Annotated in this window: 6 protein-coding genes and 1 pseudogene; all 7 read right to left on the minus strand. The window is 35.2% G+C overall.

Annotation, left to right across the window (positions count from 1 at the left end; genetic code table 11):
• Positions 1-540 precede the first annotated feature (540 nt).
• The gene (locus HMPREF0446_RS08195) at positions 541-2,055 is read right to left on the minus strand and encodes an N-acetylmuramoyl-L-alanine amidase family protein (RefSeq protein WP_006703844.1); all 1,515 of its coding nucleotides are present in this window, start codon (positions 2,053-2,055) and stop codon (positions 541-543) included.
• 39 nt (positions 2,056-2,094) lie between these two features.
• On the minus strand, positions 2,095-3,420 hold the full coding sequence (locus HMPREF0446_RS07605; protein WP_020991441.1) for a hypothetical protein: 1,326 nt from the start codon (positions 3,418-3,420) through the stop codon (positions 2,095-2,097).
• Between the two features lie 159 nt (positions 3,421-3,579).
• Complete coding sequence (locus tag HMPREF0446_RS08900; RefSeq protein ID WP_006703846.1) at positions 3,580-4,581, minus strand: N-acetylmuramoyl-L-alanine amidase family protein; 1,002 nt, start codon at positions 4,579-4,581, stop codon at positions 3,580-3,582.
• A gap of 976 nt (positions 4,582-5,557) precedes the next feature.
• Positions 5,558-6,466, minus strand: a complete 909-nt coding sequence (locus HMPREF0446_RS07615; protein WP_006703847.1) for an Rpn family recombination-promoting nuclease/putative transposase — start codon at positions 6,464-6,466, stop codon at positions 5,558-5,560.
• Positions 6,467-6,755: 289 nt separating this feature from the next.
• Positions 6,756-15,425 (minus strand): GEVED domain-containing protein, encoded by an 8,670-nt coding sequence (locus HMPREF0446_RS07620; RefSeq protein WP_006703848.1) that lies wholly within the window; start codon positions 15,423-15,425, stop codon positions 6,756-6,758.
• 444 nt (positions 15,426-15,869) lie between these two features.
• Positions 15,870-16,265 carry an LPXTG cell wall anchor domain-containing protein gene (locus tag HMPREF0446_RS08940; protein ID WP_322785825.1) on the minus strand — a complete coding sequence of 132 codons (396 nt, stop codon included), beginning with the start codon at positions 16,263-16,265 and terminating at the stop codon, positions 15,870-15,872.
• Positions 16,260-16,883 (minus strand): annotated as a pseudogene (locus HMPREF0446_RS08945) (CshA/CshB family fibrillar adhesin-related protein); the annotation flags it as partial. The pseudogene HMPREF0446_RS08945 and the gene HMPREF0446_RS08940, both read right to left, overlap by 6 nt.
• Positions 16,884-16,904 lie beyond the last annotated feature (21 nt).

The following is a 16,904-nucleotide window of genomic DNA, read 5'->3' on the forward strand; positions in this document are numbered from 1 at the left end:
TATTAGTGATAAGATTTTTAAAGCTATTGTTACTATAAAATTATACTTCATTGGTTTTTTTTACAAAGAAATTTTTTACATATTTTCTCCTTATATCTAATTTTCTTATTCTAACTTTTAAAATAGTTAGAAAATCTTTTTACTATTTTAAACAATAATCTCTCATAACTTATCTATATTCTAACGGAAAGTATTCTATATCACAAGGAAAAAGTAAGCGTTTTAAAATTGTGAATTAACTAACGTTCAATCATTCAATATCAAAAATTCTTCATTATAGAAATGATCCGTCACATCGGTTGTCTTATCCTTATTAAAACTCTGATTGGCGTCACTCGCCTCAACTTCATTATAACTGAGATTATTCCTAAGTTATCAATTGATCCCATTAATAAATCCATTTTCTTGAATAATCCATACAAAAAAGGAATTAAGCAAACTGAAGCTGATGAATTCCTTTACCAAAATTGTTTCATCAACCCTATTTGACAAAGAGCCAAAAAAAGAGAGCTTTCGCTCTCTTCTTTATCAGTATTCTTATTATACCCATTCACCATCAGCATTAACAGTGTAACCATCTGGTGTTGTTGTATTTGTTAGTAATGCTCCTGAAGTATTGAAGTAATACCATTTACCTCCAATTTGTTGCCATCCAGTTTGCATTGCACCTGAGTTGTTCATAAAGTACCAAGTGCCACCTACTTGAACCCAGCCAGTTTCCATAGCACCTGATTCATTTAGGAAGTACCAGTTTCTACCATCTAATAACCAACCTTTTTGCATTGCGCCTGATCCGTTTAGGTAATACCATTTACCTCCAACGAATTGCCAGAAAGTTTGCATTACACCGTCATTGTCAAAATAATACCAAGAACCGTCTAATACCCAGCCTTTTTGCATTACGCCAGCAGCATTGTAATAGTACCATTTACCGTCAATCTTATTCCAACCTGCTTCAACATTATCTTCTGATAATTGATACGTTTTACCATTCACAACAACACTACCTGTTTTACGAGTACCGTCTTCGTTAATGTAATAAACTTTTTTACCGTCTTCAATTAAACCAGTTTTACGTTCACCTTCAGGAGTTACATAGTAGTATTTCTCTCCATCTTTGATTAAACCAGTTTTATTAACGCCATCTTCTGTGAAGAAATACCATTTATTTTCAACTTTCTTCAAACCTACTACTTGAACACCGTCTTCTAAGTAATATTTCTTATCGCCAACAGTAAAAATGCCTTTTAAAATAGTTCCGTCTTCTTTGAAATAGTAGTATTTGTCTCCAACTTTTTGCCAGTTTAATTTTTGAACACCTTCAGCATCAAAGTAGAAACGTTTGCCACCTTCATCTAATATTCCAACTTTTGCAGAACCATCAGCTAAGAAGAAGTATTTCTTACCGTCAACGGTTGTCCACCCAGAAGCTGCTTTACCGTCAACTTTCAAGTATTTTCTACCATCTTTTGTAGTCCATTCATATTTCTTAGTTGCTGAGGTTGTAGTTGATGTTGTAGTTGTACTATCAGAAGACGTTGTAGAAGTTTTCATTCTATAAACGTGAACTTTGTACTCTCCTTGTTTTTCAACACCAACATATTCATATTTAGCTTCTAACTCTTTTTTAGAGTCTAAATCCCCAGACTTAGTTTCTGCTAAACTGTCCAATGTTATTCCTTTCTCATTTTTCAGAACCCAACTAGTATACTTCACTGTAGTTGCAGTTGAAGAATTTGAAACTGGTGGAGTCACTGGATTAGTTGTATTAGTAGTTGTTTTTGTAACAAAGTGATGCAGTCTGATACTACCTTGAATTTCTGTTCTATCTAATTTAGCATTTTTTCCTGTTAAGTCAATCTCTTCTGCTTTATGATCTCCACTTAATTCTTTTACTAACCCATTATCTAAAAGCCAAATTGTTTTTTGAACTTTTGTGTTTGTATTACTTTCAGCTTCAACAATAACATTATTCGCTACGTAAGTTGTAATAGCTCCTGTACTTAATAAGGTAAGTGCAGTTAAACTTGTTGCCATAACTTTCTTTTTATTCATTTTTTGTCTCTCCCTTGTTCAATATTTATTACTTTAATACTATACCCATTCACCATTAGCATTTACTTTATAACCATCTGGTGTAGTACCATTTGTTAATAATGCTCCTGAAGTTTGGAAGTAGTACCATGAAGAACCAATTTTTTGCCATCCAGTTACCATTGAACCTGAATTATTCATGTAGTACCATACTCCATCTACTTCAACCCAGTTAGTTTCCATAGCACCTGAACCATTTAAATAGTACCAGTTAGTTCCATCTTGTAACCATCCAGTTTGCATTTCACCTGAACCATTTAGATAGTACCATTTGCCGCCATCAAAAACCCACCATTTTTGCATTACTCCGTCAGTTCCTAGATAGTACCAAGTACCACTGTCTTTTACCCAACCTTTTTGTTTTTCACCGCTTTCAGTTACGTAGTACCATTTTCCATCAATCTGTTTCCATTCAGCTTTTTCTACTTGATCATCTTCTGTTAATGTATACTTCTTACCATTTACAGTAACTTCACCGTGTTTACGTTCACCTTCTTCTGTAACGTAGTAGTATCTTCCACCACCGGCTTCAATTAAACCAACTTTACGTTCACCTGTAGCTGTTACATAGTACCATTTTCCATCTGTATTTTTTACTAATCCAGATTTTGTTTTTCCATCTAATGTGAAGTAGTACCAAGCTGTTCCTACTTTAAATACACCTTCTTGAATGATTCCATCTTTTGCGTAATATTTTTTATCATCAATTTGGATGATATCAGTTTTACGAGAACCAGCACTATCAAAGTAATAAGTTGTTGTTCCAACTTTAACTATACCTGTTTGTTTTACTCCATTATCTCCAAGATAATAACGTTCAGAATTGTTAGCAATTAAACCTTTTGCCATTACTCCTTCACTATTGAAGTAATACATTTTCCCATCAATCATTGTCCATCCTTTAACTGGATTACCTTTTGAATAGAAATAACGGTTACCACCTGATTCACGCCATTGGTTATCTTTATCAGTTGATTTATATCCTTGTGTATTTAGTTCTTCACTTGAAGCATTAGGATCATTTGTTAATTCATCTAATTTTGTACCTTTTTCAACGAATACATAGTATCTAACTCCTGCTTCAACATAAGTATTTTGGTATTCAAATTTATCAATAGAAGAGTGCTTATCAATCTTTTGATCGCCTGCTTCAAAATAAACAGTTGTACGAGTTCTACTTCTATCATTTGAAATAGTTACCCATTCTGTTTTACGAACGCTTTCTTCAGCATGTACAGGTGCAGTAGCAACTGTATACGCTGTTAATGTTACAGCACTTGCCATTGTTAAACTTGATAAAGCGATTAATACGTTTTTCTTTTTCATCACACATCTCTCCATTTTGTATCATTTATAAGATTGATTACAATCTTACAAATATATTATACTACAACTTTTTCTAGAATAGTAAGAAATTTTCGAAAAAGTTAAAAAAAAAGAGAGAAAACTTTCGTTTTCTCTCATGTTTTTCTAATTTAATAGGTATTATACCCATTCACCGTTAGCGTTAACAGTGTATCCGTCAACAGTTGTGTTAACAGCTAAAGCACCTGTAGCATCTACATAGTACCATTTTCCATCAACTTCGAACCATTGGCTAGCTTTCATAGCGCCTGATCCTTCTAAGTAGTACCAAGTTCCGTTATCTTGTAACCATCCAGTTTGCATTTCGCCTGAACCGTTTAAGTAGTACCAAGTTCCGTTATCTTGTACCCACCATTTTTGTGATACGCCTTCAGCGTTAAAGAAGAACCATTTTCCTTCGATTTGTTTCCAGCCAGTTACAGCTTTGTTGTTAGCATAGTATTTCCAACCAGCTTCTTCTTGAACCCATTGGTCTTTAACAACGTTGTATGAATCAGTTTTTTCTAATACTAAATCTACTTCAGCGTTTGTATAGAATGAACCATCTGAAACTACTGATGGAGAAGAAACAATACTTCCAACTTGTAAGTCAGCAGGTACAAAGTAACCTTTTGGTGCATTTACAACACGATATACAACTACTTCACCTTTTTTAACTGCAATTTCAACGTCTCCGCCTTCATTTGAAGTAGCTTTAGCATATTTTGTTACTAAATCATCTCTTTTTTTAGCTGCAAACTCTTCAGCAGTTGTGTGTACATAAAGACCAAAAGCATCTAAATCTTTGAATTTTAATACTTCAACTTCAACACCTGGAATTGGGTTTCCTACACGGTCTTTAACAGCAAAACGAACAAAAGTATCTTTGTCAAATGCTTGTGGTTTACCGTGATAAGGGTTGTAAGCTGGAGTAGCTGGTTTGTATTGTTCAGCTTCTGGAACAACTCCAGTATGTTCTGAAACAACTTTATTTGCTGAATAAGTTGTTGTTTCTAATTTACCAGTTTCTGGGTTTACACGACCAGTTACTGAAGCACCATTGTTAGTATCAGCATTAGCTGTGTTGTAAGCAGCGAATAATGATAAAGCTGCTACACTTGTTAATAATAATTTTTTCTTCATAATATTATACCTCTCTTTATTTTTTTGGTTTTTATATTATAAGATAATGCTACCTCACTGATTGTTCATTGTCAAGCTATTTTACGAAAAAAGTTGAGTTTTTCACTTTTTAGGTTATGGTTATGATGGTAATAAGTTCATAACTTGTCATGTCAACCTGTGTTTTCACAATATTTATAATATTGTTCTTTCAAACAAAGATATAATACCACTTATCCACAACTTCCGCAAGTATTATAATATTACGGTTATTTTACAATTGCTTTGTTCGATTGTTACAACTACTTGTTACATTGTTTCATTTTTATCCTAGTGAATTTTACTTTTATTTTATATTATAATACTCTCTTTAATATATGTACTTTTATTTTTTTAATAATCTTCATTAACGATTCCTTTTTCTTCCTTATATTAAAGGTAATAATCTAGCGTTTTCTTAACACGTATTTTATTATCAATTTCATGATTCATTTTATTCCGATTTCAAAGAATAGATGATTTTAGTAATTATTTAAACAATTTTTAAAACAACTAAGTCTCTCTTAAAACCTTTTGTACAAAGATTTAAAAGAACAGATTTTTTAAGATTAATCTGATTATAGGGATTACTTATTCCATGAAAAAACTATTCTGTAATTTTATTTAGACTTTCTATCCTTTTTATAAGTTCTTTTTTTCACAGATATGCTGATCTAACATTCGTTAGATTCATTCCCGTAACTGCCTCAATAAAGTCTTCTAAAATATATTCCTTTCGTGTTGTTGTCATCATTTTTTGAGGAGTAAGTCATTTGTTGATTTGATTTTGATATCGATTCCTCTTTTATTTTTATACACCTATATATACGAAATGAATAGAAAAAAAAGATTTTTAGTATAGAATTTTTTCATTTTTTAGTACCTCAAAAATCTGAATCTTAAAATTTATAGCATCAAAAAAGAACAGTCCTATAACGAGCTGTCCTTCTTTTCACTACTATTCCATTTCTTTTCTAAATGCTTCGATTTCTTCAATCGACAATCCTGTATGTTTTTGGATTTCTTCGATTGGTAAGTTCATTTTGAAGCAGATCATGACTTGCCCTTTTCGTTCCCCAAGCGCTACGCCTTTCTCCATTCCTCGTTTTTCCCCAAGAGCTACGCCTTGTTGACGTCCGATTTCAATCCCCTGTTCAAGCCCTTCTTCAAGTTGGTGTTTCATTACTTGATAGTATACATCTTCATATTTTTCCATTAATTCTGCAAGCCTCCGTTCTTCACCTGCTAGATTTGAGAAGTTTACGATTTTTTGTGCTTCTTTTAATCCTCTGCTTGATTTCGGCTTAATTGTACCATTTTTTAGAAAGTCTCGCCACTCTGAAAAATCTCTACTTTCTCCATTAACAATAGCTTTATCTGTCAAATTTACTAAATAAATTCGCCAATAGGGTTGTTGTTTTCGATTTCTTATTTCTTGATAATAAGCAAAATTGGTTAATCCAATTTCTATTCTAGCTTCTTGAAATTCTGGGAACACTGTGAAATTGGTAACAACAATAGAAATAATCGGTTTTGCAGTTTCTGCTTTATAGTTTTGTGTATATGCCGTTGCCATATAGTTAAAGATACGTTCAAAGAAATCTTTGTGCTGATAGAGTTGCATTTCTATCATAATTTCCATACCATCTTCTGTAGTAGCTGCTACATCAACAATCGTGCTATACATTACTGGATTCAGATTTTCTATCGTTTTCTGATAAGTTTCAATCTGATATGGATTTGCTGGTCTAACATTTTTTAACTTCATTCCCGTAACTGCTTCAATGAAGTCTTCCAGAATATATTCCTTTCCTGCTGTTGTCATCATTTTTTTGAAGAGTAAGTCATTTGTAGGTTTTATTTTCATATTGATTCCTCCTTTATTTTTCTCTTCACTTATATATACGAAATAAATCAAGAAGAATATTTTTTACAGAAAAAATTTTTAATAATCTCATTTCCCAAAATCTCTAACACAATGTCTCAACGCATGATTCGTATCCCTTTCTAATTCAAAACGTTCAATTTCCCCTACAATTCACCAACACAAAAAACACCCCCGATTTCTCGAGGATGTCGTTAGACGTCTCATACTATTGAACCTTACTCTTAGGGCAACTGTCATTCATCATGAGGTAACCTGATTACGTTCAATCTTATTTTTCATCTTTTTTGTTTCTTTTTGGAGCTACTAGTCCTAATCCTGCAAGGATTGCACTTGCTGCTGCACCTAAGAATGCTGATTCTTGACCAGTTCCTGTATTTGGTAATTCTTGACGAGTTACTTTTTCTTGTTTAGCTGGTGTTGTTTCAACTGCTTTTGGTGCTGGAGCTACAACTTTACGGTAGATGTGACGAACGTTTCCGTTAGCATCTTTTTCAGTTCTTACTAATTCATATTCTACGATATCTTTAGCAGGAACTTCACCGTTTTCGTTAGGAATAATCACGTTTCCATTTTCATCCACAAATGTAGTCATCACTTTTGCTTCTGGAGTCACTTTACGGTAAACATTACGAACATTACCATTCGTATCTTTTTCAGTACGAACGATTTCGTAACCTTTTAATTCTTTACCTGGATGTGATCCATTTTCATTTGGAATGATTAACTCTCCATTTTCGTCTACATAAGTTGTTAATACTTTTTCTGTAGTTGGTGTTGAAGTTGTTTTACCAACTTTTCTATAAATATGTCTTACTGTTCCATCTGGGTCAGTTACAGTTTCAACATATTCATATTCAGGAATATCTAATACAGGAGATAACATATCATATTCAAATCCTGGGATTACGTTTCCTTCTGTATCTCGGATAATTCCTTTTGGTTTTTCAACTGATGGAGTTGGTGTTGGAGTTGTTACTTTTTCGTATACGTGTTCGATATCCCCATTTCGAAGAGTCTTAGTTTCTACGAATCTGTATCCTGGAATATCTTTCTTATCTGTTGTTCCTTCTTCTACTGGATATCCTGGAATAACATTTCCTTCTTTATCTTTGAAGAATGTTTGAACTGGTGCGTAAGTGTGAACTGTATCTCCTTTTCCACTAGTTGTTGTACTTACTAGTTTGTAACCTGGAATGTTCTTAGGTTCTTTTGTTCCTTCTTCAATTTCAGTCCCTGGAATTGGGTGACCAGCTTGATCTACGTATCTTGTCGTTACTTTTTCGTAAACATACTCTGTATCTCCATTTGGAAGTTTCTTAGTTTCTACTACGTTATATCCTGGAATATTCTTAGGATCTTTTGTTCCTTCTTCTGTTTCTGTTCCTGGAATTGGGTTTCCATTTCTATCTACGTGTTTAGTTGTTACTGGTTCGTAGATGTGTTTAGTGTTACCTTTTTCATCCGTTTCAGTCTTAACAAGTTTGTATCCTGAGATTTTTTCTGATGGTTTTTTACCATCTTTAGATGGGATAATTTCAGTTTCTTTACCATCTTTTCCTACGACTACAAATTTAGTGTCAGGACGTACTGTTGGTGTGTAAGAAGCTTTGATTGTCTTACCGTTTTTATCTTTACGTACAACTTTTACTGGAGTAGCTTTTCCTACGAAGTTTGGTTCTGGAGTGAACGTTACTTTACCGTTCGCATCGATTGTATAAGTTCCTTCTCCTGGAATTGTCTTAGTAGTTGTTCCATCTTCAAATGTTGGCGCTACTGTAGTGTCCACATCACCTTTGAATACTGGAGTATTCGATTGAGGTTGTCCTTTAGCACCTTCTGATACTACGTTTTCAGTAGTTGTTTTACCTAATACTGTTGGAGTGTAAGTAGCTGTTACTGGTGTTCCATTTTTATCTACACGTTTCACAGTTACACCTTTAGCTTTTCCTACGAAGTCTGGTTCTGGAGTGAATGTTACTTTACCGTTTGCATCGATTGTGTAAGTTCCTTCTCCTGGTACTTTCTTCTCAGTTGTTCCATCTTCAAATGTTGGCGCTACTTTGTCATCAATCTCTACTGTTACAGTTTTACCATTTACTTTAGTAATTCCTGCTGTAAATACTGGTGTTTCTGATTGAGGTTGTCCTTTTTCACCGATTGATGTTACATCTTTAGAACTTGGAGTTACTGGTAATACTACTGGAGTATATTTAGCTGTTACTGGTGTTCCGTTTTTGTCCACACGTTTCACGGTTACTCCGTTAGCTTTTCCAGTGAAGGATTTTTCAGGAGTAAATGTTACAGTTCCGTCTGGGGCTACTGTGTAAGTTCCTTCTCCTGGTACTACTTTTTCAGTTGAACCATCTTCAAATGTAGCTGGTTTAGTATCATCAAGTTCTACAGTTTTTTCTACACCGTTCACTGTTGTTTTACCTGCTTCAAAGGCTGGTTTACCTTTTTGAGTTGCACCTTGTACATCAGTAGTTACTTCATCATCTGAAGTTGGAGTTACTGGCTTAACAGTTGGTGTGTATTTTGCTGTTACTTCTGTACCATTTTTATCCACACGTTTAACAGTTACACCACTAGCTTTACCTGTGAATTGTGGTTCTGGAGTGAATGTTACTACACCATTTTCATCGATAGTGTAAGTCCCTTCTCCCGGCACTTTCTTTTCTGTTGTTCCATCATCAAATGTTGGTTTAACAGTTTCATCGATTTCTACAGTTACTTCTTGACCATTAACTGTTGTTTTACCAGCTGTAAATACTGGAGTTCCAGTTTGTTTAGCGCCTTGTACATCTTCAGAAACTACGTCATCTGATGTTGGAGTAACTGCTTTAACAGTTGGTGTGTATTTTGCTGTAGCTGGAGTTCCGTTTTTATCTTTACGTTGAACTTCAACTCCTTGTGCCTTACCTGTGAATTTTGGTTCTGGTTTGAATGTTACTTCACCCGTTTCTGGGTTGATTGTGTAAGTTCCTTCTCCTGGTACTTCTACTGAAGTTTCATCAGTTGGTTCTCCTGTTTCTGGATTGATTAATTTCGCTGGTACAGTTAAATCGATAGGAGTCTTAGTATTTCCTTCAGTAAATGTTGGAGTTCCACTTTGTTCTTGACCTTGTGCACCTTGAGAACTTGCTTCTTTAGCAGTTGGTGTAACAGGCGTGATATTTGGAGTGTAAGTTGTTGTTACAGCTGTTCCATTTGTATCTTTGGCTTGAACTGTTACTGGTTGAACTTCTCCTGAGTAAGTTTTAACTGTTGGAGTGAATACTGCCACTGGATCTTTACCATCTTCTGTTGTAAGAGTGTATTTACCAATTACATTACCATCTGGATCTTTAGCTGGTACTTCTGTAGCTGGTTGTCCATTTTCATCTAATAATGTGTAAGTTGTTGGATCGATTGTTACAACTTCTTCAGTTTTAACTTTTGTCATTGGGTTTTCAACTTCAACTACTCCACCTTTGAATTTAACTGATTGGCTTTGAGTTTGACCTTGAATGTCTGAAGTTACTGATGGTTCTGCAGTTGGTTTAACACCGATTACTACCGCAGAGTATTTACCAAGTGCTGGAGTACCGTTTTTATCCACTCGTTTAACTGTTAATTCAGTACCTTTACCTTTGAAGTTTTTATCTGGAGTGAATGTTACAGTTCCATTTTCTGCAACTGTGTAAGTTCCTTCTCCTGGAATTGTTACACTTGTTACTTCTTGACCTGTAGTTGGGTCAATTAGTTTCGCTGGTACAGCTTCATCAATATCAACAGTTTTTTCAACACCGTCGATTGTTGCTTTACCACCGATGAAGTTTGGTTTACCACTTTGTACTTTACCTTGAACACCTGCAGTCTCAACTTCTGTTCCTTCTGGAGATGCTGGGTGTACAACTGCTGTGTATTCTGCAGTTACTGGTGTTCCGTTTTGGTCTTTACGAACAACTGTCATTGTTGTTCCTTTACCTTTAAATTGTTTATCTGGAGTGAAGTGTACAGTTCCATCTGGATCTACTGTGTAAGTTCCTTCTCCTGGAATTGTCTTAGTAGTTGTTCCATCTTCAAATGTTGCTGGTACTTTATCGTCCATTGGTACTTCTACTTCTTCACCATTGATTGTAGTTTTACCAGGTTTGAATTCTGGTTTACCACTTTGAGGAGCACCTTGAATATCTTCTGTAAATGTATTCACACCTACTGGACTCACTGGTTTAACAGTTGGTGTATAAGTAGCTGTTGTTGGAGTTCCATTCGCATCTTTTGCTTGAACTGTTGCTGGTACTGGAGTACCTACGAAGTCTTTATTTGGTGTAAATGTCACTTTACCTGTTGTTGGATCGATTGTATACGTACCAACTTCTTTTCCGTTAGCGTCTTTTGCTGGGATTGTTGTTGCATCAGTTGGTTGTCCAGTAGCTGGATCAATTAATTTAGCTGGCTGAGTTGCATCGATCTTCATAGGAACTTTTTCATTACCTGGAGTGAATGTTGGAGTTCCTTCTTGAGGTTGTCCTTGTGCACCTTCAGTAGATTTTGGAGTTCCTGTTGGTTCAACTGGAGTAATATTTGGAGTATAAGTTGTTGTTACTGGTGTTCCATTTGTATCTTTCGCTTGGATAGTAACTGGAGCAACTTCTCCTGCATATGTTTTATCAGTTGGTGTAAATACGGCAGTTGCTTTACCGTCTACAACTTTAAGTGTGTAAGTACCGATAACATCTCCTGCTGGGTTTTTAGCTGGTACTGATTCTGCTGGTTGTCCATTTTCATCTAATAATTTGTATGAAGTAGTGTCGATTGGTACTTCTTTTTCAACACCGTTAACTGTTGCTTTACCAGATTTGAACGTTACTTCTTTCGATTGTTCAACACCTTGTACATCAGTTGTTTCAGCTGGTTCTGCATTTGGTGTTACACCTACGATTGTTGGAGTATAAGTTGTTTTCACTTTACTTCCATTTTCATCTTCTGCTTGAACGTTTGCTGGTTGTACTTTACCTTTGTATTCTTTATTTGTTGGTGTAAATGTTACTTTGTTAGTAGCTGGGTCAATTGTGTATTCCCCTACTTTGTTTCCTTCTGAGTCTAAAGCGTCTACTGGAGTACCTGGTGCTACTGGGTTACCTGAAGCATCAAGTAGAACCGCTGAGTTAGCTTTAATTGGTACTGATTTTTTAACACCTTCTACTGTTGTTTCACCAGGTGCAAATGATACAGTTCCGTCTTGTGGTTGTCCTTGGATACCTGAAGATTCTGCTGGTGTTGCTGTTGGTATTACACCTACGATATGTGGAGTATAAGTAGTATTTACTTTCGTTCCGTTTTTATCTTCTGCTTGTACTTTAGCTGGTGCAACTTTTCCAGTGTAAGTTTTATCTGTTGGCGTGAATGTTACTTCACCTGTTGCTGGGTTTACTGTGTATTCCCCTACTTTATTTCCTTTTTCATCTAAAGCATCAACTGGGCCATTTGCTTCTGTTCCATCAGCATTTAATAATTTCACAGAATTTTCTTTAATTGGTACTTCTGCATTTCCTTCTGTAAATGTAGGAGTTCCTTTTTGAGTTTCCCCTTGAACGCCTGCTGAATCTGATGGCTTAGCTGTTGGCGTTACAGCAGTTACTGTTGGAGTGTATTTTGTAGTAGCTGTAGCTGTTACTGGTTGACCATCTTTATCTTGACCTACTGGTGCTGTTAATGTTACATCAACACCTGAAGCAGTTCCTTTAAATGTTGGAAGTGGTTGGAATGTTACTTCACCTGTTGTTGGGTTAATTGTGTAAGTTCCTTCTCCATCAACCATTACAGAATCCACTTTAGCGCCAGTTTTTGGATCTACTAATTTAGCTGGGTAAGTAGCACTTGGTGTTACTGGTGTAGCTGTAGCTGCATCACCTTCGGTTTTAAATGTTGGTGTTTTCTTCTGTTCTTTCCCTTGAATATCTGTTGATTTTTCAGGGTCAGCAGTAATTTCTTTTGGAGTTACTGTTGGAATATAAACAGCATCCATCGTTTTAGTTGTTCCTGCTGAGTGTGTTCCATCATTAATATTTTCTAATTGGTTTTGATTTGTTAATGCAGTCCATCCTGTTGATTGACCATTTGAGTCTACAGCACGTAATACAATACCATCCGCTTTACCTATAAAGCTAGCTTCTGGAGTAAATGTAACCTTGTCATCTGTAACTGTATAAGTACCTTGACCTGCTTTAGTGTATGTTTTTGTTAATGTTCCATCTGGATTAACGATCATTACACCTTCAGATTGAACTTTTTTAGTAGTTTCTGCACTGATTACATTACTTTGTTCAGTATAGTGAATTTTACCGTATGAGTTAAATGTAGTTTTACCATTGTTTGAACCTAAGTCAGATGCATCATCACCTGTCGGACGTGTTCTGAATTCGATACCTACAGATTGAGTTTCCCCTTGTTTACCTGTAGTTTCTTCTTTATCCCCACGTGGTGGATGAGCAACTTGGATTTGGTTATCTTCAACTTCCCCAGAGTACGCAATTCCATTTGATTTTTCTACTTGAGCTTCGTCTTTTGCGATACGAACACGGAAGTTTACTACATCTTTACTAGTGTCAATTACTTGAGTGTTAGTGAATGTTAATTCAACAAGTTGGTTGTTTCCATTAACTTGTACGATGTTAGATTGTTCACCTTCATCGAATTTACCATTTCCGTTAAAGTCGATAAATCCACGCACATATGCAGGAGCAACTGTATCTGTGTATTTATCATTACCATTTGCTGAAGCGTAAAGTTTTACTTTATAAGTATTATCTGGTCCTTGGATGAATTTAACCTCTGGTTGTCCTGTATCTACGTTAGTGTGTACATGTTCTTCTGAGATTAATTGGTCTACACCTTCATCTCCAGTTTCTGTTGCATCATCAGAACCTATTCCACGTACTCTTGTACCTGGTGCAGAGTCGATATCCGCTTTAACTTTACCTAAGAATGGTTGTTGGATTTGTTTCTTTTGTTTTGTTAAGTAGTCGACTGTTTCTGTTCTTAAGAAATGCTCAGCCGTTCCATATGATTCTGGTAGATCCCCAAAGTCAGAGAATTTAATCCCAATCATAGAAGATTGTTGTCCAGAAGACATAATGTATAATCCTACTTCTGTTACATTGGCAGTAGATAAGACTGGAGTACCTGCTCCACCATTATTACGGTATCCACCAAATACTTGAGAACCTAAACCTGCAGTAGATGCATCAGGTGTAGCAAATTTTTCACCACTTAAGGCATTATAGAATTTTTCATCTTGCCATTTAAGGATAGCAGTTTTACTACCATTCATATCTTTAAATTTATCAAGTGGAACATATGCATTTTTATTTGTTTTATATCCAACAATCGCTGCAAGGTCCCATGGTGTACCATTAGTTGTATAAATTTCAGACTCAAGAGGTCCGATATCTTCCCCGGAAGTCATAACGATACCAGGTTTTACAGGTTTACCATTATATGTTGCTGTTACATCGAATTTAACCCCAGCTGCTTGACCATTTTTAGGTTGTCCTGCAGGGTTTGTTCCGGCGATAGTTGTTTTAGATGTACCTGTTGATAAACCAGCATTATTAACGTGTGTATAACCATTTTGAGGATTTGCACCTAATCCTGTTGCACCATTTTCTGGGTTAAATTTATTTTCTTTATCCGGTTCATAACTACTTGCTAAATCAGTTCCTGCTACACGGTTTTTAAATATTTCAGTTGATTCAAATGGTTTTAATTCTTTAACCTTCATCGTAACGATATAACCAGGAATTAATTCTTTCTTATAAGTAGAACCAATTTGTAGATGGTTATGTTCTGTTAATCCAGTCCATGCATTTGTATCCGCAAAGTCTAACCATTGGATTTGGTCATTTAAATCTTTAATTTCTTTTAAGTTATCTTCTTTTGTTTTAACTTTGATATCTGATAATGAAGAATAACCATGATCTTCTAACCATTTTTTACCAGTTTCTGTTGAAGCATCTTTTAATGCTGTTGCTTGTTCTTCTGCTAAATTCACTTCGAATTTATCGTTACGTTTTGCGCCTGCATTTTCTAATTGGCTATAGACTGCTTTAATAGATGCGTCTAATTGAGCTAAGCTATTATCGATTTGTGCTTTAGTTGCATTTTTATTTGCTAAAATTTCTTTTGCTAATTTTAATGCTTCTGCATTGGCTACGACTGCTTTTTCAATGGCAGCTTTTGCTTCTTCATTCAAATCTTTTTTGATTGCTTCAGTTTTTGCTAGAGTATTTGTTACTTCTGCTTCTGAAGCTACTTGTGTTAATTGAGTTTTAACTGCTTCAACTTCTTTTTCTTCAGTTGTTACAGTTTCTTCTTTAGCTTTTGTTTCTTCAGCTTTTTTCTCTTCTAACTTTTTATCAAAAGCTTGAGCTTTTGCTTCAGTAATGACTGTACTTAATGCAACTACTGCTTCTGTTTGTGCATTTACTTCTTCTAATGTAGCTGAATCATTTTCTAAAACTGCTTTTGCTGAAACTAAAACTTCACGTGCAGTTTGAACTGCTGTTGAATCTGCATCTTGCGCTGATTTTAACTTTTCTTCTAATGTATGAATACTTGCTTTTAAAATTTCTTTTTTAGATTTTTCTACAATCGATTGACGATTTGTAGCTTCTTCTTTTTTAGGAGCTGCTGCTTGTTTTTCAACAATTGCTGCTTCCTCTTTTTTTACAGTCGTAGCTTCTGGCTTTTCAGCACTCACTACTTCTTCTTTCTTCTCAGCTACTGCTGTTGTTTCTGTTGCTTTTGATGGAGTTACTTCATCTGCAGATACCATACCACCTGCTAAAAAGAACATTCCACTAGCAATCATAACGCTGGCTACGCCTTGATTGAACTTACGAATTCCAAAACGTTGGAATCGTTTCATAGGTTGTTGTTTATTATTCTTACCCATAAGTCATCTCCTTTGAACTGTTTATTAATTTTAACCATACATCTCTTTAATTATTTTCCATAATTAAATCTACATCATTATATAGTGTTCACAAAATAAAATCAATATATAATATTAATAATTTTATATTTTAAGGCATTTTTAACATTAGTGTATTATTTTTCACAAAAATATTAATTTTTTGTTAATAATCGACCACGATATATTAACGATATATATTTTCCCAATATTTACGAAATACTATCAGTCTAAATATTTTTCTTTAAGATTCTTTCATCTTTAACGATATTTTTTTATATTTTTTCCGAAAATTCCATTATATATTTATAATTTTATTTCTCATTTTTAAAACTCCCCATCTATTCTAAAGATTTCTCCACAAAAAAACACTCTCGATTTCTCGAGAGTGTTTCTGGACGACTGACTTAAGTCAATTATGAATCATTATTCTTCGTCTTTTTTAGTTGGAGCTACCATTCCTAAACCTGCTAGGATTGCTGTTGCAGCCGCTCCAAAGATTGCGAACTCTGAACCAGTTCCTGTTTGTGGTAATTCTTGACGAGCTACTTTTTCAGGAGATGCTGGAGTTTGTTTTGCTACTTTACGATATACGTGGCGTACATTTCCATTTGCATCTTTTTCAGTTCTTACAAGTTCATAACCTGATAAATCTTTACTTGGATTAGATCCTTGTTCTTCAGGGTTGACTACTTGTCCATTTTCATCTGGAATGATTAATTCACCATTTTCATCTAGATAAGTCGTTAAAACTTTATCTGTAGCTGGTTTTGTAGGTGCTGGTGCATATGGTGTTTCAGGTACTGAAGGTGTAGGAAGCACTGTTGGGATATATGCTCCATAAGCTAAGTTACCTTCTGTATCTACACGTACTACAAGTACTCCTGAAGCAGCTCCAATGAAGTCTTTTTCTGGAACAAAAGTTACTGTTCCGTCTGGTGCTACCGTGTATTTACCTTCTCCTGGTACTACTTTTTCTTTTGAACCATCTTCGAATGTTGCTGGAACTTTTTCGTCGATTGGTACATTAGGATCTACTGGTGTGAATTTCGTTGTTCCAGTTTGAGTTTCACCTTTTTTGTTAATTGTTTTCGCAGGTTCACCTGTTGGTTCAACAGGTTTAACAGTTGGTGTGTAATTTGCTGTTACTGACGTTCCGTTCTTATCTACACGTTTCACTGTTACACCTTTAGCTGTACCTACGAATTGTGGTTCTGGAATGAACGTTACTTTACCGTCTTTGTCGATTGTGTATGTTCCTTCGCCTGGTACTTTCTTCTCAGTTGTTCCATCTTCGAATGTTGGAGCTACTGTTTCATCGATTGGCACATTAGGGTTTCCTGGTTAGAACTCTGGTGTTCCCTCTTGTTTCACACCTTGAAGACCTGTTGTTGCTGCAGGTGTTACTGTTGGTGTGTATTTAGCTGTAACTGGTGTTCCATAAAAAACATCCTCATACGT

The organism is Granulicatella elegans ATCC 700633 (assembly GCF_000162475.2).
GTDB lineage: Bacteria > Bacillota > Bacilli > Lactobacillales > Aerococcaceae > Granulicatella > Granulicatella elegans.